This is a genomic window from Microbacterium sp. HSID17254 (assembly GCF_003989315.1).
Classification (GTDB): domain Bacteria; phylum Actinomycetota; class Actinomycetes; order Actinomycetales; family Microbacteriaceae; genus Microbacterium.
In genome coordinates this window covers 19,587-40,726 of sequence record NZ_RBLT01000030.1, presented here as the reverse complement: position 1 = coordinate 40,726, position 21,140 = coordinate 19,587, and the positions used below count along the sequence as shown (strand labels likewise).

23 protein-coding genes are annotated in these 21,140 nt (G+C 71.2%); 15 read left to right on the top strand and 8 right to left on the bottom strand.

The features are described from left to right. Positions 1–50: 50 nt before the first annotated feature. Positions 51–881 (bottom strand): flagellin N-terminal helical domain-containing protein, encoded by an 831-nt coding sequence (locus D8M34_RS14105; protein ID WP_025104343.1) that lies wholly within the window; start codon positions 879–881, stop codon positions 51–53. Between the two features lie 81 nt (positions 882–962). Continuing rightward, complete coding sequence (locus tag D8M34_RS14100; protein WP_126894312.1) at positions 963–1,766, bottom strand: sigma-70 family RNA polymerase sigma factor; 804 nt, start codon at positions 1,764–1,766, stop codon at positions 963–965. A gap of 218 nt (positions 1,767–1,984) precedes the next feature. On the opposite strand from D8M34_RS14100, the gene flgN reads away from it, so the two are divergent. From flgN to D8M34_RS14050, 10 genes are read left to right on the top strand one after another with little or no spacing between them, the layout of a single operon-like run. Then, entirely contained in the window at positions 1,985–2,467 is a 483-nt protein-coding gene (flgN, locus tag D8M34_RS14095; protein WP_025104341.1) for a flagellar export chaperone FlgN, read from the top strand. Between the two features lie 13 nt (positions 2,468–2,480). Further along, positions 2,481–3,890 (top strand): flagellar hook-associated protein FlgK, encoded by a 1,410-nt coding sequence (flgK, locus tag D8M34_RS14090; protein ID WP_126894311.1) that lies wholly within the window; start codon positions 2,481–2,483, stop codon positions 3,888–3,890. Positions 3,891–3,903: 13 nt separating this feature from the next. After that, entirely contained in the window at positions 3,904–4,785 is an 882-nt protein-coding gene (flgL, locus tag D8M34_RS14085; RefSeq protein ID WP_126894310.1) for a flagellar hook-associated protein FlgL, read from the top strand. Continuing rightward, positions 4,782–5,153 carry a flagellar assembly protein FliW gene (locus D8M34_RS14080; RefSeq protein ID WP_025104338.1) on the top strand — a complete coding sequence of 124 codons (372 nt, stop codon included), beginning with the start codon at positions 4,782–4,784 and terminating at the stop codon, positions 5,151–5,153. Before flgL ends, D8M34_RS14080 begins: the two co-directional genes overlap by 4 nt. Before the next feature lie 57 nt (positions 5,154–5,210). Continuing rightward, the gene (gene tsaB, locus D8M34_RS14075) at positions 5,211–5,828 is read left to right on the top strand and encodes a tRNA (adenosine(37)-N6)-threonylcarbamoyltransferase complex dimerization subunit type 1 TsaB (RefSeq protein ID WP_126894309.1); all 618 of its coding nucleotides are present in this window, start codon (positions 5,211–5,213) and stop codon (positions 5,826–5,828) included. After that, entirely contained in the window at positions 5,825–6,313 is a 489-nt protein-coding gene (rimI, locus tag D8M34_RS14070) for a ribosomal protein S18-alanine N-acetyltransferase (protein ID WP_025104336.1), read from the top strand. The genes tsaB and rimI overlap by 4 nt, the downstream gene beginning before the upstream one ends. Further along, positions 6,310–7,398, top strand: coding sequence for a tRNA (adenosine(37)-N6)-threonylcarbamoyltransferase complex transferase subunit TsaD (gene tsaD / locus D8M34_RS14065; protein WP_025104335.1), 1,089 nt, complete (start codon positions 6,310–6,312; stop codon positions 7,396–7,398). Before rimI ends, tsaD begins: the two co-directional genes overlap by 4 nt. Further along, positions 7,395–7,877: a hypothetical protein gene (locus D8M34_RS14060; RefSeq protein ID WP_025104334.1), complete on the top strand. Its 483-nt coding sequence runs from the start codon at positions 7,395–7,397 to the stop codon at positions 7,875–7,877. Before tsaD ends, D8M34_RS14060 begins: the two co-directional genes overlap by 4 nt. 11 nt (positions 7,878–7,888) lie before the next feature. After that, a complete protein-coding gene (locus D8M34_RS14055) occupies positions 7,889–9,010 on the top strand; it encodes a hypothetical protein (RefSeq protein WP_126894308.1) in 1,122 nt (373 codons plus the stop codon). Next, complete coding sequence (locus tag D8M34_RS14050; RefSeq protein ID WP_126894307.1) at positions 8,994–10,187, top strand: hypothetical protein; 1,194 nt, start codon at positions 8,994–8,996, stop codon at positions 10,185–10,187. Before D8M34_RS14055 ends, D8M34_RS14050 begins: the two co-directional genes overlap by 17 nt. A gap of 7 nt (positions 10,188–10,194) precedes the next feature. Here the strand turns inward: D8M34_RS14050 and D8M34_RS14045 are convergent, their stop codons facing one another. Further along, complete coding sequence (locus D8M34_RS14045) at positions 10,195–11,400, bottom strand: THUMP-like domain-containing protein (protein ID WP_126894306.1); 1,206 nt, start codon at positions 11,398–11,400, stop codon at positions 10,195–10,197. 150 nt (positions 11,401–11,550) lie between these two features. Here D8M34_RS14045 and groES point away from each other — a divergent pair, with 150 nt between their 5' ends. From groES to D8M34_RS14030, 3 genes are all read left to right on the top strand, one after another. Beyond that, entirely contained in the window at positions 11,551–11,847 is a 297-nt protein-coding gene (gene groES / locus D8M34_RS14040) for a co-chaperone GroES (RefSeq protein WP_017203655.1), read from the top strand. A gap of 131 nt (positions 11,848–11,978) precedes the next feature. Beyond that, positions 11,979–12,911, top strand: coding sequence for an EamA family transporter RarD (gene rarD / locus D8M34_RS14035; protein ID WP_126894305.1), 933 nt, complete (start codon positions 11,979–11,981; stop codon positions 12,909–12,911). 144 nt (positions 12,912–13,055) lie between these two features. Beyond that, positions 13,056–14,312, top strand: a complete 1,257-nt coding sequence (locus D8M34_RS14030; RefSeq protein WP_025103729.1) for an ABC transporter substrate-binding protein — start codon at positions 13,056–13,058, stop codon at positions 14,310–14,312. Between the two features lie 65 nt (positions 14,313–14,377). On the opposite strand, the gene D8M34_RS14025 is transcribed toward D8M34_RS14030, so the two are convergent. The 4 genes from D8M34_RS14025 to D8M34_RS14010 are packed head-to-tail and all read right to left on the bottom strand — an operon-like array spanning position 14,378 to position 18,397. Beyond that, complete coding sequence (locus D8M34_RS14025; protein WP_025103730.1) at positions 14,378–15,145, bottom strand: ABC transporter ATP-binding protein; 768 nt, start codon at positions 15,143–15,145, stop codon at positions 14,378–14,380. Continuing rightward, positions 15,142–16,140, bottom strand: a complete 999-nt coding sequence (locus tag D8M34_RS14020) for an ABC transporter ATP-binding protein (RefSeq protein WP_126894304.1) — start codon at positions 16,138–16,140, stop codon at positions 15,142–15,144. The genes D8M34_RS14025 and D8M34_RS14020 overlap by 4 nt, the downstream gene beginning before the upstream one ends. Continuing rightward, positions 16,130–17,107 carry a branched-chain amino acid ABC transporter permease gene (locus D8M34_RS14015; RefSeq protein ID WP_025103732.1) on the bottom strand — a complete coding sequence of 326 codons (978 nt, stop codon included), beginning with the start codon at positions 17,105–17,107 and terminating at the stop codon, positions 16,130–16,132. Before D8M34_RS14015 ends, D8M34_RS14020 begins: the two co-directional genes overlap by 11 nt. Positions 17,108–17,110: 3 nt before the next feature. Then, entirely contained in the window at positions 17,111–18,397 is a 1,287-nt protein-coding gene (locus D8M34_RS14010) for a branched-chain amino acid ABC transporter permease (protein WP_085605837.1), read from the bottom strand. A gap of 316 nt (positions 18,398–18,713) precedes the next feature. Here D8M34_RS14010 and guaB point away from each other — a divergent pair, with 316 nt between their 5' ends. Beyond that, on the top strand, positions 18,714–20,216 hold the full coding sequence (gene guaB / locus D8M34_RS14005; RefSeq protein WP_025103734.1) for an IMP dehydrogenase: 1,503 nt from the start codon (positions 18,714–18,716) through the stop codon (positions 20,214–20,216). Positions 20,217–20,288: 72 nt separating this feature from the next. Here the strand turns inward: guaB and D8M34_RS14000 are convergent, their stop codons facing one another. Continuing rightward, on the bottom strand, positions 20,289–20,699 hold the full coding sequence (locus tag D8M34_RS14000) for a hypothetical protein (protein ID WP_085605835.1): 411 nt from the start codon (positions 20,697–20,699) through the stop codon (positions 20,289–20,291). A 100-nt stretch (positions 20,700–20,799) separates the two neighbouring features. Here D8M34_RS14000 and D8M34_RS13995 point away from each other — a divergent pair, with 100 nt between their 5' ends. After that, positions 20,800–21,111 carry a DUF2277 domain-containing protein gene (locus D8M34_RS13995; RefSeq protein ID WP_025103736.1) on the top strand — a complete coding sequence of 104 codons (312 nt, stop codon included), beginning with the start codon at positions 20,800–20,802 and terminating at the stop codon, positions 21,109–21,111. The last annotated feature ends 29 nt before the right edge of the window (positions 21,112–21,140 follow it).

Here is a 21,140-nt window from a genome sequence, read left to right as displayed (position 1 = left end):
GCCGAAGCCGTCACCCGGACCCCCGGAGTGATTCCGTGCGGCGGCGCGGATCAGCGCAGCAGCTGGAGCACGCCCTGGTTGGCCTGGTTGGCCTGGGCCAGCATGGCCGTTCCCGCCTGCGACAGGATGTTCGCCGACGTGAACTTGACCATCTCGGACGCCATGTCGGTGTCGCGGATACGGCTCTCGGCGGCGGCGAGGTTCTCGGCCGACACGTTGAGGCTGTTGATGGTCGACTCGAAGCGGTTCTGCAGCGCACCGTAGCCGGCACGTGCGGTCGAGACCGCCTGGATCTGCGTGTCGATGCCCGCCAGAGCCGCACCGTACGATGCCGCGTCGGTCATGGTGCCGGCGAGCGTCTCGATGGTGGTGCCGAGGTTGGCGAAGTTGGTCAGGCCGACCGAGATCTGGTCCTCGGCGGCGACCGCGCCCGCACCCACCTGGAACGTCAGCGTCGTGCCGCCCGAGAGCAGCTTGATGCCGTTGAAGTTGGTGCTGTCGGCGATCCGGGTGAGCTCGTCGGCGAGGGCGCCGATCTCAGTCTGGATCGCTTCGCGCGACTTCGCGTTGTTCGAGTCGTTCGCACCCTGAGCGGTCAGGTCGCGCACGCGCTGCAGGATGGAGTGCACCTCGGTCAGGGCGCCTTCCGCGGTCTGGATGACCGAGATGCCGTCCTGGGCGTTGCGAGCCGCGACGTTCAGGCCGTTGACCTGCGAACGCAGGCCCTCGGAGATCGCGAGGCCGGCGGCGTCGTCCGCGGCACGGTTGATGCGCAGACCGCTCGAGAGCTTCTCGAGCGACTTCGACAGGTCGTTCTGCGTGTTGGACAGGTTGCGGTAGGCGTTGAGCGCGCCCACGTTGGTGTTGATCTGCATACCCATGAGGGTTTCCTCCGTGATGTGTTGTGCAGGAGACCATCCGTGGTCTCCTGCTCTCACCTATCGGCGGAGGATGCGGACGCGTTAGGCGGGGGCGGCGGCGCGGAAGACCTCACCGATCCGGACGCCGGCGGCCTCGGCGATGCGGCCGAAGTACGCATCCCGCGCGGCGGGCGAGACGCGGGTGGTGGTCGTGGTCTCTGTGCCGCCCTCGGCGAAGTAGCGGTCCAGGGCGTCGCGGAGCAGGCGCACGGCCTCCGCCCGCTGCTGCGAGACGGCCGAGTGGGTCACGCCCAGCTCCTCGGCGATCTCCTTGACGGGGCGCTCCTCGACGTAGACGGCCACGACGATGCGCCGCATGCGCTCGGGGAGAGCGGTGATGGCGTGCTCGAGCACCTCTCGTCGCTCTCCGACCAGCGCCGACTCCTCCGGCAGGGGGATGTCGGCGACGAGGTCCCGCGTGGCGGGGTCGTCGAGCGGCGCGACGGTGCGCGCGGCATCGGCGAGGGCCTCCACGACCGCCTCCTTGGGGGAGCCCATGGCGGTGGCGATCTCGGTGGCGGTCGCCGTTCGACCGAGGGCGGCGGTGAGGGTGTCGCGGACGGTGACGGTCTCCTTGATGCGCTTGCGGATGCCGCGGGATGCCCAGTCCATGGCGCGCATCTCGTCGGCGAACGCGCCGAGGATGCGGCGGCGGGCGTACGCGCCGAACGGGACGCCGAGCGCGGGGTCGTAGGCGTCGGCGGCGGTCACGAGGGCGAGCGCGCCGACGGCGGCGAGCTCTTCGCGGGGGATATGGGTAGCCCGAGCATGGGTGTCTGCAGCGAGGTAGCCGACCAGGGGGAGGTTGGCCTCGACGAGGCGGTTGCGCTCAGCGCGCGACGACATGGGGGATGATCCACCTCTCTGGATGCACTCCGGAAGCTCCATGGCGAGGGGTAGATGGTCATATCACAAGGTCCGGGATATGTCCATGGGGAGCACTAACCGCCGCCAGTCCACATAGTAACCTTAGGGGCGCGGTGGCCGATAGAGATTTATGAACCGTTAACAGGCGGGCCGATCGCACCTGCGTGGGGCGGGGGATCGCTGGGGACAAGGGGATCATGGGAGCCAACGAACTATCGATGCAGCTCTGGCGCGAGCGCGAGCTGCTCGAGATGCTGCTTTTCAAGCTCGACGAGCAACAGCTGCTGCTCGCCGCCGGCCGGTCGCACTGGATCCAGTTCGCGGCCAGGGAGATCGATCAGGTGCTCGACCGCCTGCGCGCCGCGAGCCTGGCCAGGGCCGTCGAGGTCGCCGGCGTCGCCGAGGAGTGGGGGGCTCCTCAGGACGCGACGATCGGCCAGCTCATCGAGCACGCCCCGGACGGGGCCTGGGGCGACGTCTTCACCGACCACATGCGCGCGCTCGTGAAGCTGACGGCGGAGGTCGAGCAGATGCGCGACGCCGCCGCGGAGCAGCTCAGCGGAGTGCTCCGCGCCACCCAGGAGACCATCGCCGCTCTCGGCCAGGAGAGCGGCGAGTACACCACCCGCGGCGACCGCGCCCGCGAGGATGCCGCCCGCATCATCGACACCGAGATGTGACCGAGAGGGATTCATGTCGACCTTCAGTGGACTGACCACCGCCGCCAGCGGCCTCGCCGCCGCGCGGCGGGGCATGGATGTGGTGGGGCAGAACATCGCCAACCAGAAGACCGAGGGGTACACGCGGCAGCGCGTCGAGACCTCCTCCATCGCCGCCGTCGCGCAGACGGGGCGCTTCAGCATGGGCGCGCTCCCCGGACACGGCGTCTCCATCGACGGGGTGTCCCGCCTCGGCGACGCGCTGCTCGACGCCCGGGTCCGCGACACCCTCGGGGCCTCCGGCTACTGGGCCACCCGCGCGCTCGCCGCGACGACCGCCGAGTCGGCGCTCGCGGAACCGACGGACAAGGGCCTCGCGAACCGGCTGACGAACTTCTGGGCGGGGTGGCAGGATCTCGCCAACACCCCCGACTCGGGGGCCGCGGCCGCGAGCATCCTGGAGTCGGCGAAGGAGCTCGCCGCCCACATCTCCGGCGGCTATCGCACCGTCGCCGCGCAGTGGACGGCCGCACGGGGAACGGCCGAGCGCACCGTCAGCCAGGTCAACGCCGCGGCCGACCAGATCGCGGTGCTGAACACCGAGATCCGCGACGCTCTGGCCTCGGGCCGCTCGGCCAACGAGCTCACCGACCGCCGCAATCTGCTCGCCGAGGACGTGGCCCGGCTCGCCGGCGGCACCGCCACCGTGGAGGCGGACGGCACGCTCACGGTCCGCCTCGGCGGCAACGCCCTGGTCTCCGGGGGCGACGCGCGTCACCTCGCCCTGACCGGCGCGGCGACGATCGACGGCGCACCCCGCGTCGGCGTGGTCTGGGAGTCGGTCCCGGATCTTCCCCTCGTGGTCGACGGCGGAGAGCTCGGCGGCTCGCTCGCGGTGCTCGCCCCGGCCGCCGACGGCGGGATGCTGGCACAGCTCGCCGCCACCTACGACCGGGTGGCCACGGCGCTGGCGGAGTCGCTCAACGCGCAGCACCGCGCCGGTGTCACGGCGTCCGGACAGCCCGGGGGCGACTTCTTCACGCTGCCGGCGACCGGCTCCGCCGCGCTCGGGCTGCAGGTGGCCGTCACCTCGGCGGCCGACCTGGCCCTCGCCTCGCCCGGAGCGGGCTCCAAGGACGCGACCAACGCCGACCTCATCTCCCAGATCGGGCAGCGCGCGACCTCTCCGGATGCGCTGTGGACCGACCAGGTGACCCGCTTCGGCGTGTCCACCGCGGCCGATGTGCAGCGTGCGAAGGCGTCGGATGCGGCGGCGGTCGGCGCCGTCGGCGCCCAGCAGTCGGTCGCGGCCGTGGACGGCGACGAGGAGACGATCAGCCTCCTCACCTACCAGACCGCCTATCAGGCGGCGGCCCGCGTGCTCACCGCCGTCGACGAGGCCCTCGACGTCCTCATCAACCGCACGGGCGTCGTCGGACGCTGACCGGAGGAGCCCCATGATCTCTCGCGTGACCCAGACCACGATGACGCAGACGGCGATGCGCCAGCTGCAGTCCAACCTCTCCGAGCTCGCCCGTCTGCAGGAGCAGGCCACGTCGCAGAAGGCGTTCGCCGCGCCCTCGGACGATCCGGCCGCGGCCGCTGCCGCCCTCGCCCTGCACGCCGAGCAACGGCGCACCGAGCAGTATGCGCGGAACATCGACGACGGCCTGGCGTGGGTGACCGCGGCCGACACGGCGATCACCTCCAGCACCTCACTGCTCTCGCGGGTGCGGGACCTCACCGCGCAGGGAGCGAACGACGGGGCGCTGGACGCCGCGGCGAAGGAGGCCCTCGCGGTGGAGCTGGAGGGCATCCGCGATGAGCTGCTCTCGCAGGCGAACACCCGGCTGCTCGGGCGGTCCGTGTTCGCGGGTACCTCGGACACCGCGGCCTTCGCCGGCGACTACTCGTACAGCGGCGTCGCCGGCTCCGAGGTCACGCGACGTGTGTCCGACGCGGCGTCCGTCCGCGTCGACACCGACGGGGCGGCGGTGTTCGGCACGGGCGACGACTCGGTGTTCGCCCTCGTCGACCGCATCGTCGCCGACCTCCGCTCCGGCACCAACGTCGGACCACGGCTCGCGGAGATCGACGACCGCCGCACGGCGATGCTGGGCGTGCAGGGCGCGGTCGGCACCAGGCAGGCTCAGATCGAACGCGCCAAGGAGGCGGCAGTGCAGAATTCCGTGTCCCTCGAGTCCCGCCGCGCCGCGGTCGAGGACGTCGACTCGGTCGAGGTGCTCATCCGCCTGCAGGCGCAGGAGCTCGTGTACCGCTCGGCGCTCGCGGTGAACGCGCGCGTGCTGCAGCCGTCGCTGATGGACTTCCTGCGATGACCGCCGCGCTCACCTTCACGGCCCCGCCGCCCGGACTGGCACCCCATGTGGACTTCGCCCTCGCACCGGTCGAGGGCGCCGACGGGCTCTTCGCGATGCGGGCGGTCGAGGACGAGGCCCTGCGGCTCTACCTGGTCGACCCGAACACCGTCCTCACGGAGTACGCGCCGACCCTCACGGACGCGCAGGTCGCCGACCTCGCTCTCTCCTCGGCGGACGACGCCTTCGTGCTCGTGGTCGCCCACCCCGCCGCCGAGGGTGTCAGCGTCAACCTGCTGGCACCGGTCGTCGTGAACCGGGCGACGGGAGCGGCGACGCAGGTCATCCTCGAAGGCCAGGACTACCCCGTGCGGGCGCCGCTGGGCTGACCCGTGCGGGGTCGGATCGCCGGCCGTGACGGGCGGGGTGACGACTACCCTGGAGAGGTGATCCTCGCCGTCGACACCTCCCTTGGCACCGCCGTCGCCCTCATCGACCCGGACGGGACGCGTCGTGCCGAGGCCGGTACCGCCGACCCACTGGGCCACGCCGAGGTGATCGGCGACCTGGTGCGCGACGTGCTCCGCGAGGGCGGGTCCGACGGCATCACGCACGTCGTGGCGGGAATGGGCCCCGGCCCGTTCACCGGGCTGCGCATCGGCATCGCGACCGCGCGGGCGTTCGCCCTCGGCCGCGGCGTCCCCGTCGTCCCGGTCCCCAGCCACACGGCGGCCGCGCTCACGATCCAGGCCACCGTGACCGGACCGTTCGCCGTCGTCACCGACGCCCGCCGCCGCGAGGTCGCCGTCACCGTGTTCGACGGGCAGGACGAGGACGGGATCCCGCGCACGATCGCCGACACCGTGCTCGTGCGCTCCGCCGACGCCGACGAGCACCTCGCGGGCCTCCGCCGGGTGGACGTGACGACGCTGTCCGCGGTCGACCTCGCCCGGGTGGGGGCGCGGGCGCTCGCCGCCGGCCGGGTCCTCGCCGGCGAGGAGCCGCTCTACCTGCGGCATCCGGACGTCACCCTGCCCGGTGCCCCGAAGAAGGTGGGCGCATGACGCTCCGGGACGCGCGGCCGGACGACCTCGACGCGATCATGGCCATCGAGGAGCGCTCGTTCCCGACCGACGCGTGGAGCCGGGAGACCATGGCGAGCGAGCTGGCGAGCCCGCACGGCCGCTACCTCGTCGACGAGCAGGGCGGGGCGATCGTCGGCTACGGCGGGGTCCGAGCCCTGCAGGGCGGCGCGGACGCCGACATCCAGACCATCGCCCTCCTCGCCGAGGTCCGGGGGCAGGGGCGCGGGCGCGCGCTGCTGCGTGCCCTGCTGCGGACGGCTGCCGCCCGGGGCGCGCACGAGGTGTTCCTCGAGGTGCGCGCCGACAACCCGGCGGCCGAGGGGCTGTATCGCACGGAGGGCTTCGAGGAGATCGGCAGGCGCCCCCGTTACTATCAGCCGGACGACGTCGACGCGATCGTGATGCGTCTGGACCTGCGCCGCCACCCGGCGCCCGCCGATACGCCGGAGGAGGCGACCGCATGAGTGAGCCCCTGGTGCTCGGCATCGAGACGAGCTGCGACGAGACCGGCATCGGCATCGTGCGGGGGCGCACGCTGCTGTCCAACACGATCGCCTCCAGCATGGACGAGCACGCCCGGTACGGCGGCGTCGTGCCGGAGGTCGCCGCCCGCGCGCACCTCGAGGCGCTGCAGCCGGCCATCGACGCCGCCCTGGCCGAGGCCGACGTCCGTCTCGCCGACCTCGATGCGGTGGCGGTGACGAGCGGCCCCGGCCTCGCCGGAGCGCTCATGGTCGGCGTGGGAGCGGCGAAGGGACTCGCCGTCGCCCTCGACAAGCCGCTGTATGCGGTCAACCACCTCGTCGGCCACATCGCGGCCGACATCCTCACCCCGGATGCGGCGCCGCTGGAGTACCCGACGATCGCGCTGCTGGTCTCCGGCGGCCACACGTCCCTGCTCCACGTGCGCGACCTCACGACCGATGTCGAGCTGCTCGGGGAGACCGTGGACGACGCCGCGGGCGAGGCGTTCGACAAGGTCGCCCGGCTGCTGTCCCTGCCGTATCCCGGCGGTCCCGAGATCGACCGGGCCGCGGTCGGCGGAGACCCGGACGCGATCCGCTTCCCGCGCGGGCTCTCGCGTGCCTCGGACCTCGCGAAGCATCGCTACGACTTCTCGTTCTCCGGGCTGAAGACCGCTGTCGCCCGCTGGGTCGAGCGCTTCGAGGCGGAGAACGCCGCCGCGGGCGCCGACGCGCGCGAGCTGCCGATCGCCGACGTCGCCGCGAGCTTCCGGGAGGCCGTCGTCGACGTCCTCGTCACCAAGGCGCTCAACGCCTGCGCCGACCTCGGGGTGCCGCGCCTGCTGCTCGGCGGCGGCGTGATCGCGAATCGCCGGCTCCGCGAGGTCGCGCTGTCGAGGGCCGCCGAGGCCGGGGTCACCGTGCGCATCCCGCCGCTGTCCCTCTGCACGGACAACGGCGCCATGATCGCCGCGCTCGCCGCCGAGCTCATCGCATCGGGGCGTCCCGCCTCGACCCTCGGCTTCGGCGCGGACTCGACGCTGCCGGTCACGGAGATCCAGGTCGCGGAGGCGGTGCCGGCGTGACCGGGCTCGCGCAGGAACCGGAACCGGACGGGGTCGCCCCCCGCGCGCGGGTCGAGCGCGCGAGCGGGCAGGTCGAGCGCCCGGCCGGGACCGCGCGCCTTCCCGGAGCTCCGCGGGAGGGCTACACGAAGCTCCCCACGGGCCCGGTGGGCATCGAGCCCGTGGTCGTGAGCGGGCCCGACCTCGACCACGGGGAGGAGGACGCCTGGGAGCCGGCGTCCGAGCCCGTGCCCGTGGACGACACGCGGCTGGCGCCGTGGGCGCTGCTTGCGGCGATCGTCGCGCTCGGCGCATCGTTCTTCGTGGGCTGGGGGATCCCGGTCGCGGTCGTCGCCGTGATCGCCGCCATCATGTCGCTGCGCCGCCCCGTCGAGAACCGCGCGATCGCGCGCTGGGCGCTCGTGCTGGGGCTGTGCGCGACCGTGTACAGCCTCGGCTGGCTGGTCTGGGCGGGGATGCAGTTCGAGAGACTCGGCTAGGCGGGATGGCCATGACGGACGACGACGATGTCGCGGAGCGCAGGGCCCTGCAGCGCAAGGCCTTCGGCCCGGGCGGAGGCCTCACGGACGCGGAGGCCGCGCGCCTGCGACAGCTCGACGATGCCCGGCGGCGTCCGTCTCCGGGACCGAGCACGTCGGATCCGAGGGCCGGCTCTGTGCCGGAGACCCGGCAGCCCGGTCCTCCGCGGTCCCGGCACTCGCTCGCCACCGTGCCGGACGACGGCGAGACTCCGACAGGAGACGACGCTCCCGTGGTGCCGGACGACGAGCCCGTGGACGACGCCGCCCGGACCGACGGCCGCGCCGTGACGGAGGCGCGGCACCGTTCGCGCGGGATGCTCGCGCTCGCCGCGGTCGTCATGGTCCTCCTGGGGCTCGGCATCGGGTGGCTCGCCTTCGGCCGGACCGGCGGTGCCGCGGTCGCGCTCAGCGCCGAGCAGCAGGGGTGGCAGTCCGAGCTCATCGCATCCGGGAAGTACGACCCCGGATCGGTGCGCGCCGTCGCGACGGAGGAGGGCGCGGTCGTCTGGATGGCGACACAGAACGGCGGGGCGAGCGTCTGCCTGGTCCTCGGATCGGCGGAGAGCACGACGCCGAGCTGCAACCAGCGGGAAGCCGTCCAGAAGGAAGGGCTGTGGGGCGAGGTGAAGACGCAGCGGGACGACGAGTACACCCGACAGGTCATGGCGCAGTTGCTCCTCACGCCCGACGGCGAACCGGCGGTGGCCGTCGGCGTCTCGGAGTTCGGCTCCGGTGAGGGCAGCGGCATCCCCTATGCGAACGAGGAAGAGACCCGCACGGCCGCGCGTCTGGTCGAGGACGGCTTCGATCCGCACTCGATCTGGGTCGTGGGGTACGACCGCGACGTCCCGATCTGGACGGCCTCCGAGGCCGAGACGGGGCGGCAGTGCCTCGTCTACGACGGGGCGACACCGGACGCGCCGAAAGCCTGCGAGACGACGGAGACGCTGCAGGAGCACGACGGTCGGCTGAGGTTGCAGCTGACCGACGCGGAGACCGGCGGCCTGACGACCTACGAGCTGCCGGGCGGTGGCTCCCCGTCCTTCGTGATCATCCGAGAAGGGAGCGACGTCGGTGCGGGAGGAGACTGACCGACCCCAGTCCGGAGACGACGACGCGGAGCGCCGGGCGCTGGAGCGTGCGGCATACGGCCGTGACGGCGGGCTCGACGCTGCCGCAGCCCTCCGGCTGGAGGAGCTCCAGGCGGAGCGCCGCCGCACGGCCCTGTCCGCGTCCGAGGAGCCGGCGACGTCCGCACCCTCGGACCCCGGCGGTGCGAAGGAGGTCGAGGACGCTCTCCCGGAGCCGGAGGGAGGGCCGGTCGTGGAAGACGCCGCGCCGGAGGACACGGAGGACGTCTCCGCGTCCGAGGCGCCGGCCGCGAACCGCCGCGTTCTCGTGCCGGTGCTCGTGGCGTCGGCGGCTCTCCTCGCGATCGGCGTGGGGGCCGGGTGGGCGCTGTTCGCCCCGCGACCGGACGCGTTCCCCCTGACGGAGGCGCAGGAGGACCGGCGGATCGAACTCGCCGGGGAGGACTACGATCCCGGCTCCGTCCGCCCGGTGGGAGAGGCGGAGGGGGCGCTCGCCTGGTTCGCCACACAGGACGACGGGGCCACCCGGTGCCTGATCCTCGACGTGGGCGCCGACTCCCAGTCGACCTGCCTGGCCGGGGAGGAGGTGGGGACGGGCCTGTACGCCTCGCTCCCCGTGCCGGTCTCCTCCGCGGACGACGAGGAGAGCTCCTTCTCCTTCGACAGCGTGACGGCGGTCATGCTCTTCTCCACCACGGACGAGCCGATGGTGAGCATCCAGCGCTGGGGAGGCAGCTCCACGCTCGTCGCCCAGTTCGGCGAGGCGGAGCGCGCGAGGGCGGAAGAGCTCGTCGGCGACGGCTATGACCTCAACCTCTCCGTCCTCGGGTCGTTCCGCGAGCAGCCGGTCTGGCTCGGCGACCGCAGCACGGAGAGCGGGCCCTCCCAGCGCTGCCTGATCGTCGACGCCGACGGCTCGCGCCAGTGCGCCACGATCGACGAAGCCGTCCAGTCCGGGCTCCGCGTGCAGTTGCTCGACGTCGACCAGGAGACCGGGGAGCTGCTGTCGGCATCCGTCATCGAGGTGGACTTCACGCGCTGGCAGACGCCCTATCTCACCGTGACCTCGGGCCCCGCCGTCGTCGACGCGGCGACGGGCGAGTCCTACCTCGTGACCACCGGCCCGCCCGGGGATCCGATCCGCGTCGACATCCCGGGCCGCGACCCGGAGGGCTGACACGCTCTCAGTCCGCGGCGGGCACCCGGTCGGCGAGGATCGCGCGGCGCTGATCGCCGAACCGGGCGAGGATCAGGGTCGCCTCGGCGTCGCCGCGCAGGGTCAGCCTGCGCCGGAAGGCCGCCGGATCGACGTCCACCCCGCGCTTCTTGATCTCGATGCGGCCGATGCCGTGGGTCTTCAGGGCCGCGTTGATCGTCTTCGGCGTGATCGGCAGCGTCTCCCGGACGCGGAAGGACTGCACGAACGGGCTCGTCAGGGCGGCGTCCGAGGTCAGGTACGCGATGCGCGGATCGAGCATCCCCGCGTCGAGGCTGCGGGCGACGTCGCCGATGAGCCGGGCCCGGATGACGGCCCCGTCCGGCTCGTGGAGGAAGGCCCCGAGCGCACGGACCGGCGCGTCCTCGGCATCCGCGGATCCGGTGAGCTCGTGCGAGCGCTCGCCGCGGATGACGAGAGCGGAGCGCCGCACCCCTTCCCTCGCGAGCTCGCGCGACCACACCACGAGCTCGACCACGCTCCCGTCGGCGCTGACCCACTGCGTCTCCGCGTCCGCGGGCAGGGCGTCGCGGTCGTGGGCGGGGCCGAGCTTGATCCCGGTGGGGCGCTGCGCGGCGACGGCGAACGCCCAGTCGAGCAACGGCGAGTAGTCGTCGGCGGAGACGCGCCGGGTCTCGCTGTGCCCGGAGGTGCGGCGGGCGGGGTCCATCCAGATCGCCTGGCCGGGGACCGGTTCTCCGAGCGCCTCCTCCGCGGTCGCGTGGCGCACTGTGGCGTCCTCCCCGAACGGGGCGAGGTTGTAGGCGGCGAGGGCCGCGGTCACCTCGTCGGCGTCCACGGCGTGCACCGCCAGTCCGGCGCCGGCGAACGCGAGGGCGTCGCCGCCGATCCCGCAGCCGAGGTCGGCGACACTCGTGAGGCCGGCCCGGCGGATCCGCTGGGCGTGGCGGGCGGCCACTCCGAGGCGGGTGGCCTGCTCGAGGCCCGCGCGGGTGAAGAGCATGCGGGCGGCGAAGGGGCCGAACTTCGCCGTGGCCTTGGCGCGCAGGTGCGCCTGGCCGACGACGGCGGAGACGAGGTCGGGGGAGTGGCCGGCGGCGCGCAGCCGGGAGACGGCTGCGGCCGCCTCGGCGGTGGAGGTGACCGGCCCGAGCGCATCGAGCAGCTCGAGGCCGGCGGGGGTCAGCAGGGCGCGCAGCTCGGACATCTCCACCCTCCCACCCTAGGACCCGGTGGCCGCCGCACCGGGGTTGGCACTCGCATTGCATGAGTGCCAGCCGACCGCCTACACTGGCATTAGCACTCTCGGGTTGAGAGTGCGAACGAGTCTTTCGTGTCAGCGTCAAGAAAGAAGAGGTAGACCGTGTCGGTTTCCATCAAGCCGCTCGAGGACCGCATCGTCATCAAGCAGGTCGAGGCCGAGCAGACCACCGCGAGTGGCCTGGTCATCCCCGACACCGCCAAGGAGAAGCCCCAGGAGGGCGAGGTCGTGGCGGTCGGCCCCGGCCGTATCGACGACAACGGCAACCGCGTTCCGCTCGACGTCGCCGTCGGCGACCGCGTGCTCTACAGCAAGTACGGCGGCACCGAGGTGAAGTTCGGCGCGGACGAGTTCCTCGTCCTGTCGGCTCGCGACGTCCTGGCGGTCGTCGTCCGCTGATCGCACACCCGGTTCCCTCCGCTCGCCGGACGGGAACCCGGTCCGCAGAGGGCCCGGATGCTTCGGCATCCGGGCCCTCTTCTGCGTCCCGGACGGCGCGTCGCCCGGCGGCGCAGGCATAGGGTTGTGCGGTGACCGTTGAGACGACCCGCGCCACCCGGACGGCGGGCGTCGCCTACGCCGGGAGCGCCTACCTGCTGTGGGGCGTCCTGCCGCTCTACTTCCTCCTGCTGCAGCCCACCGGTCCGTGGGAGGTCGTCGCCTGGCGGGTGCTGCTCTCCTTCGTCTTCTGTCTCCTGCTGCTCACGGTCACGAGGGGATGGGCCGCCTTCCTCGCGATCGTCCGGAGTCCGCGGCTGCTGGGGTGGACGGCCCTGGCCGGCCTCCTCATCTACGTCAACTGGCAGGTCTTCGTCCTCGGCACGCTGAGCGGGAACGTGGTGGAGACGGCGCTCGGCTACTTCATCAACCCCATCACGACGGTGCTGCTCGGCGTCTTCGTGCTCAAGGAGCGCATCCGCCGGCTGCAGTGGGTGGCCGTCGGCATCGCGGCCATCGCGGTCGTGGTCATCGTCGTGGCGTACGGCCACGTCCCCTGGATCGCCTTGACGCTCACGGCCTCCTTCGGCCTGTACGGGCTCATCAAGAAGAAGATCGGCCCCGCCGTCGACGCGGTCAGCGGGCTGACGCTCGAGTCGTTCTGGCTGATCCCCATCGCGGTGGTGCAGCTCGTGATCGTGGCGACGACGCCGGCCGGCCTCACCATGGGGACCGCGGGCTGGCCGCATGCCGTGCTGCTCGCGTTCGCGGGAGTGGCGACGGCCGTCCCTCTGCTGCTGTTCGCGGCCGGCACGCGTCGTGTCGATCTCGCCGTCATCGGCATGCTGCAGTTCCTCACCCCGATCCTCCAGTTCCTGATCGGGGTCGTCGTGCTGCACGAGCCGATGCCGCCGGAGCGCTGGATCGGGTTCGTCCTGGTGTGGATCGCGATCGCGGTCTTCGTCGTCGATCTGCTCCTCGCCGCACGGCGCGGCCGTCGGGACACCCCCGCCGCGGGGCTCTGATCCCGCCCGCCCACCGGCGGAAACAGCGGTCCTGGATCGTTAACGCACCGAGATACTTGCCCCTCCTGCGCGCGGGGCGCACGCCCTAGTGTTAGAGCACCCGACTGTGGTCACCATCCACGTTCGTTTACGCAAGGGAGCATCATGAACGCACTGAAGGGCTCGCGCAGCGCGAGGATCTTCGCCGGGATCGCGCTGGTCAGCGCCTCCGCCCTCATCATCGCGGGCTGCAGCAGCACGCCGAACGCGGAGCCGTCGGACGGGGGTGGCGACAAGCCCGCCGCCGACCTGACGCTCAAGCTCGGTTCGCTGCTGCCCGCCACCGGTACGCTCGCGTTCCTGGGCGCGCCGATGGAGGCCGGCGTCCAGCTCGCCGTGGACCAGATCAACGAGGCCGACGCCGGCATCACGATCGACCTCAGCACGGCCGACGAGGGCGACCTCGACAACAAGGCCTACGAGACCTCCATCACCAACCTGCGCAACGACGGCATCACCGCCATGATCGGCGCGGCGTCCTCGAGCGTCACCAAGCTCATCCTCGACGGCAACGCGGGTGCCGACATCCTGACGGTGTCCCCGTCCAACACCTCGCCGGACTTCACGGGCATCAACCCGCTGTACTTCCGCACCGCGCCGAGCGACAACCTGCAGGGCGAGGTGCTCGGCAACGAGATCGCCGAGGACGGTCACAAGACGCTGGGCATCATCTACCAGAACGACCCGTACGGCACGGGGCTGTTCGAGGCGATCAAGGCCACCTTCGAGAGCACCGGCGGCGAGGTCGTCGCCGACGCCTCGTACAACCAGGGCGACGGACAGTTCAACGCCCAGGTCTCGGAGATCGCCGCGGCCAAGCCGGATGCGGTCGCCGTCGTCTCCTACGACCAGTTCGCCACGATCGCGCCGCTGCTCGGCAACGCCGGGGTCGACACGGGGTCGCTGTACCTCGTCGACGGCAACCTCAAGGACTGGGGTGCGGACGTGTCGGTCAGCCTCGAGGGCTCGAAGGGCACCCGCGCCGGCGCCGAGCTGCCGCAGGACTTCCTCGACCAGCTGAACGCGGTCTGGACGGCCGAGGGCAACGACCCGATCGACGCCGTGACGTACTCGGCCGAGGCGTACGACGCCGTGGTGCTGATCGCTCTGGCCGCGCTGAAGGCCGGCTCGGTCGAAGGCCCGGACATCGCCGCGGAGATGATCACCGTCTCCGGTGGTGACGGCGACGGCGAGAAGTGCGACAACTACGCCGACTGCGCCGCGATCATCAACGACGGCGGCACGCCGGACTACGACGGCCTCTCCGGTGAGATCACGTTCGACGAGAACAACGACCCGAAGGGCGCTGCCATCGGCGTCTACGAGTTCGACTCCGAGAACGTCACCTCGCGCATCAAGTAACGCAGCGACGACGAAGGCCCCGGATGCTTCGGCATCCGGGGCCTTCGTCGTTCCTGGGCCGCGTCTCAGGCCGCGTCGGTCCCGAGGGTGCCGAGGTAGAGGCCGATGACCTTCGGGTCGTTCAGCAGCTCCCGGCCGGTGCCCTCGTAGGCGTCCTTGCCCTGGTCGAGCACATAGCCGCGGTCGCAGATCTGCAGGCACCGGCGGGCGTTCTGCTCGACCATGATCGTCGTGACGCCCGCCTTGTTGATGTCGGAGACGCGGATGAAGGCGTCGTCCTGTCGCACGGGGGAGAGACCGGCGGACGGCTCGTCCAGCAGCAGCACCGAGGGGTCCATCATGAGCGCGCGCGACATGGCCACCATCTGCCGCTCACCGCCGGAGAGCGAGCCGGCCCGCTGCTTCAGGCGCTTGCCGATCTCGGCGAAGATGCTGCTGACGAACTCGAGTCGCTCCGCGAAGATCTTCGGGTTCTGGTAGAGGCCCATCTCCAGGTTCTCCTGGATGGTGAGCGACGGGAACACGTTGTTCGTCTGCGGCACGAAGGCCACACCGCGGCGCACGAGCTTGTCGGCCTTGAGACCGACGATGCTCTCACCCTTGACCGTGATGTCGCCCTCGCGGACGTTCACCATGCCGAAGATCGCCTTGAGGAGCGTCGACTTCCCGGCGCCGTTCGGGCCGATGATGCCGATGAGCTCACCCTGGCGGGCGACGAGGTTGGCGCCGTTGAGGATGTTGACTCCCGGCAGGTAGCCGGCGTGCACGTCCTTCAGCTCGACGACCACGTCGTCGGCCCGGGCGGCGCCCTCGGCGGGGGTTGCGGTGCTCATGCCTTGCCCTCCTCGGCGGCGTCCTCGGCCTCGACCTCGGCCTCGACCTCGGTCTCGATCTGCTCGCGGATGCGCTCCGCGTCGGCGTCGGAGATCACCGGGAGACGGCCGGTGACGGCGCCGAGGTCCACGTCCTGGTGGGCGCCGAGGTAGGCGTCCACCACCGCGGGGTCCTCCATGACGGTCTCCGGCGGCCCCTCGGCCACCACGCGCCCCTCGGCCATCACGACCACCCAGTCGGCGATGTGACGGACCATGTGCATGTCGTGCTCCACGAAGAGCACGGTCATCCCGAGGTCCTTGAGGTCGAGGATGTGATCGAGGAGCGACTGCGTGAGGGCGGGGTTCACCCCGGCCATCGGCTCGTCGAGCATCACCAGGCTCGGGTCGCTCATGAGGGCCCTGGCCATCTCCAGCAGCTTGCGCTGCCCGCCGGAGAGCGACGCCGCGAAGTCCTGCTCCTTGGCGTCGAGCTTGAAGCGCGCGAGGAGCTCGTGGGCGCGCTGCTCGATCTCCTGCTCCTGCTTGCGCCAGAGGAAGGGGAACAGCCCTGCCCAGAAGCCCTCGCCGCGCTGGTCCTTCGCGCCGAGCTTCATGTTCTCCAGCACGGTCAGCAGCGACAGCGATTTGGTGAGCTGGAAGGTGCGCACCTGTCCCATCCGGGCGACCTTGAACGACGGGATGCCGGACAGGTTCTTGCCGTCGTAGGACCACGTGCCGCTGTTGGGCTTGTCGAAGCCGCACAGGAGATTGAACAGCGTGGTCTTGCCGGCGCCGTTGGGGCCGATGAGCGCCGTGATGGCGCCGCGCGGGATCTCAAGGTGGTCGACGTCGACCGCCGTGAGGCCGCCGAAGCGCCGCTGAACGGCGTCCACGACGAGGATCGGGTCGACCTTCTTGACTCCGGGGGCGGCGGGACCCGCGGCGAGGCCGGTGGTCTTGGCGCGGGGAGCGCTCTTCGCGGGCGTGACGGCCGCGTCGTTCTCACTTGACAAAGGTCATCTCCCTCTTGTTCCCCAGGATGCCCTGCGGGCGGAACACGACGATGAGCATCAGCACGATGCCGATGAGGATGTAGCGCACCACGTCGGCCTGAGCGCTCGTCATGGGCAGGTAGCCGGCCGTGGCCATCGCGGGGAGGAGCGCGCCGAGGAAGGCGAACACCACCCAGAACAGGACGGCGCCGAGCGTGGGGCCGAACACCGTGGCCGCGCCGCCGAGGAGCAGGATCGTCCACAGGAAGAACGTCAGCGACGTCGAGTAGCTGCCGGGGATGACCGCCGACGGCAGGACGAAGACGATGCCGCCGAGCGCACCGATCACACCGCCCACCACGAGCGCCTGCATCTTGTAGGCGAAGACGTTCTTGCCGAGCGAGCGCACGGCGTCCTCGTCCTCGCGGATGCCCTTGAGCACCCGGCCCCACGGGCTGCGCATGAGCGCCCAGACCACGAGGATCGTCAGAGCGAGCGTGAGCAGACCAAACACCCGCACCCAGAGGTCGTTGGCGTTGTACGTCCACGGGCCGAAGCCATAGGTCCCCGGGGGGAACGGGTTGGCGTCGCGGAAGCTCTGGTGGTACCCGGACAGACCGCCCGCGGAGTTCGTCCAGTCCTTGAAGAGCTCGGTGACGAACATCAGGCGGACGACCTCGGCGGCCGCGATGGTCGCGATGGCGAGGTAGTCGGCGCGCAGCCGCAGGGTCGGGATGCCCAGCAGCAGGGCGAAGAGCGCGCCGCCGGTGATGCCGACGAGCACGCCCAGCCACCACGGGAATCCGAAGGTGAGGATCGAGATCGCGTAGCCGTAGCCGCCGATCGCCATGAACGCCGCCATGCCGAAGTTGAGCAGACCCGTGTACCCGAAGTGCACCGCGAGGCCGGTGGCCGCGAGCGCGTAGGCGATCGTCGTCGGGCTGAAGAGGTAGGAGGCGGTGTTGCCGAAGATGCTTCCGAAGTCCATGCGTCAGCCCAACCTTTCCTTGCGTCCGAGGATGCCCTGCGGTCGCACGAGCAGGATGATGATCAGCGCGACGAGGGCGCTGGCGTACTTGAGGTCGGTCGGCACTCCGAGGAGCGTGGAGACCTCGACGGCGAGGCCGACGATGATCGAGCCGATCAGCGCGCCGATCGCGGAGCCGAGGCCGCCGAGCGTGATGGCGCAGAACATCAGCAGCAGCATCTGCATGCCCATGTCCCACTTCACGCCGGGGCGGAAGTACGCCCAGAGGATGCCGGAGATCGCGGCCAGGGTACCGGCGAGGATCCAGACGACGCGGATGACCTTGTCCACGTCGATGCCGGAGGCGGCGGCGAGCTGCGGGTTGTCCGAGATCGCCCTCGTCGCCTTCCCGGTGCGGGTGCGGGTGAGGAAGAACGCGACGCCGAGGATCACGATGATGCTCGTGGCCATGCCGATCATGTCGATGTACGACAGGGAGATCGGACCGAGGCGGATCGGCTCCGGACTCGCGCCGGGCAGCTGGTAGGTGTTGCCGCCGATGATGTACTGCAGGCCGTAGCGCAGGGCCAGCGAGAGGCCGATGCTGACGATCATGAGCTGGACGACGCCCAGACCACGGCGCCGCAGCGGCTTCCAGATGCCGGCGTCCAGCGCCCAGCCGAGCGCCGCGCCGCCGATGACCGCGGCGATGATGCCGGCCCACAGCGGGAGCTGCCAGAAGGAGGTGACGACGAGGGTGATCACCGCACCCCACGTCACCATCTCGCCGTGCGCGAAGTTCGACAGCCGGGTCGTGCCGTAGATGAGCGCGGCGCCCATCGAGGCGAGCCCCAGCAGGAGTCCGAAGTTCAGACCGCCCACCAGGCGCGACAGGAGCTGATCGAGGAAGGAGACGGTCACCCGCTCGCCTTCGCCGAGGAAGAGGTTGACGATCTTCGTCCCGGTGAGACCGAACTCCAGCTCGAACGAGGCGGTGGTGCCGGCGACGGGCTGGATGCCCTCGGGAAGCTGCGTCGCGTCGACGATCACGCCGTCCGGAAGCGTGGACTCGTCCACCGTGAGGGTGTACGTCTCCTTCTCCGGCACGTAGAGGCGCCACTTGCCCTCGGCGTCCGTCTCGGTCTCGGCGTCGAAGCCGTTGCCCTCGATCGTCATGACGACGCCTTCGACGGGCTCGTCGCCGTTGGTGACGACACCGGCGAAGTAGAAGTCGGTGACCTCCTGTCCGTCGTCCGTGGTCTCGGCGGAGGCCGCTGAGGGAGGGAGCAGGAGCGATGCCGCGAGCGCCATCAGGATTCCGAAGAAGGCGAAGGCCCAAGGGCGCTTTCGCGGTCCGGCGAGTGCTGTGGGTCCCACGCAACCTCCACTGTGAGTGCTGTCTCCGCGGGCTCGGGTCGAACCGCGGGGATGGACGACGCACTTGAGCGTAATGGGCGATCGGCGAATCACCTATCGTCCCGGCCAACGGTCCGGTAACGACAGGGCCCTGGGAATGTTCTCGGGCGTGTCTCGCTTAGAATCTCCATACGGGTCACGCCCGCGCACCGGCCGACGTCGACCCCCCATTCGCACCCGGATCCGCGCCACTCGCGCAGGAGGAGATTCCATGGACCAGCACGATCCCTTCGGCTTCGTCGGACTGACCTACGATGACGTGCTGCTGCTCCCCGGGCACACCGACGTCATCCCCAGTGAGGCCGACACGTCGTCCCGGATCACCCGACGGATCTCCGTCGCGACGCCGCTGCTCTCCAGCGCGATGGACACGGTGACCGAATCCCGCATGGCGATCGCCATGGCCCGGGAGGGCGGCATCGGCATCCTGCACCGCAACCTCTCGATCGCCGACCAGGCCGCGCACGTCGACCGCGTGAAGCGCAGCGAGTCCGGCATGATCACCGACCCGATCACCACGACGCAGGACGCGACGGTGGAGGAGGTCGACGCGCTGTGCGCCAAGTACCGGATCTCCGGCCTCCCGGTCGTGGACGACGAGGGTCGCCTGGTGGGCATCATCACGAACCGCGACATGCGCTTCGTCTCCGGCTTCGAGCGTCAGAGCACGTTCGTCAAGGACGTCATGACGAGGGAGAACCTCGTCACCGCCCCCGTCGGCGTCGCCGCGGGCGAGGTCATCGCGCTGTTCGCGAAGCACCGCGTCGAGAAGCTGCCCCTCATCGACGAGGACGGCAAGCTCGCCGGCCTCATCACCATCAAGGACTTCGACAAGAGCGAGAAGTACCCGCTCGCCACCAAGGACGACCAGGGCCGCCTGCGAGTGGGCGCGGCGATCGGCTTCTTCGGCGACGCGTGGGAGCGCGCCGAGGCCCTCCGCGACGCCGGGGTGGACGTGCTCGTCGTGGACACCGCCAACGGGCAGTCGCAGGGCGTGATCGACCTCGTCAAGCGCCTCAAGGCCGACGAGTCGTTCGCCCACATCGACGTGATCGGCGGCAACGTCGCCACCCGCGAGGGCGCGCAGGCGCTGGTGGACGCCGGTGTCGACGCGGTCAAGGTCGGCGTGGGCCCCGGCTCGATCTGCACCACCCGCGTGGTCGCCGGTGTCGGCGTGCCGCAGGTCACCGCCGTCTACGAGGCCTCGCTCGCGGCGCGCCCCGCCGGCGTCCCGGTGATCGCCGACGGCGGCCTGCAGTACTCGGGCGACATCGCGAAGGCGCTCGTCGCGGGTGCCGACGCCGTGATGCTCGGCTCGCTCCTGGCCGGCACGGACGAGTCGCCGGGCGAGATCGTCTTCCAGTCGGGCAAGCAGTTCAAGCAGTACCGCGGCATGGGCTCGCTCGGTGCCATGCAGACGCGCGGCAAGCAGACGTCCTACTCGAAGGACCGCTACTTCCAGGCCGACGTGCCCAGCGACGACAAGCTGATCCCGGAGGGCATCGAGGGCCAGGTCCCCTACCGCGGCCCGCTCTCGGCCGTCGCCTACCAGCTCGTCGGCGGCCTGCGGCAGTCGATGTTCTACGTCGGCGCCCGCACCATCGAGGAGCTCAAGCAGCGCGGCAAGTTCGTGCGCATCACCTCGGCCGGGCTCAAGGAGTCGCACCCGCACGACGTGCAGATCGTCGTCGAGGCGCCGAACTACAAGAAGTGACCGCGACCCCCGCAGGGGGACGCACGAGGGGCCGGATGCGCTGCATCCGGCCCCTCGCCGTTCGCGGTGCGGTCAGCCGCAGCGGTAGGTGACGCCGCCGACGTCCCAGACCCCGGGGCCCAGCTCGGCGCACGTCCCGATCACGCCGGCCAGCACGGTCGCCAGCAGGATGATGCCGATGATCGCGAAGATCGTCAGGACGGCGCCGACGATGATGCCGGCGATCGCGATGCCCTTGGGAGCCTTCGCTTTGCCGAGCTGCACGGCGGCGATGATGCTGAGGATGAGGCCGACCGGCGGCAGCAGGAACGCCAGCACGAGGCCGATGATCGACAGCACCCGCCCCGGGGGCGACGTCGGCACGTCCTGCGCGGAGGCGGTGCCGGGCGGGGGAGCGGAGGCGGCGGGATACGGCGAGGGCGTGCTGCTGGGCGGCGGCGGGTTGTAGGGCGGCGGGGCGTCGGGCGGCGGTGCGTCGGTCATGATCTCTCCTCGGTTCCGGTCGTAGCCCAGAGCGTAGCGACGGCGGGACGGGCATGCCATCCCCCTTTCGCGGCCCGTGAGCCGCGCGTACGGTGCCGGTATGTGCCGAAACATCGTGCCTCTGAACAACCTCGAGCCCGCGGCCACCGACGAGGAGTGCCGCGAGGCTGCGCTCCAGTTCGTCCGCAAGATCTCCGGGACGACGGCGCCGTCGCGGGCGAACCGTGAGGTCTTCGATCGCGCGGTGGCCGAGATCGCCGTGGCCACGCGGCGGCTGCTCGATGATCTCGTGACCTCGGCGCCGCCCAAGAACCGCGAGGAGCAGGCGGCGAAGAGGCGGGCGCGATCGGCGGAGCGGTACGAGGCGATCCGGCTCTACCAGGAGGAGAAGCGGGCGGCGCGCGCGGGCTGAAGCGCTGCGGGCCGGGGGTGGAGCCCTGT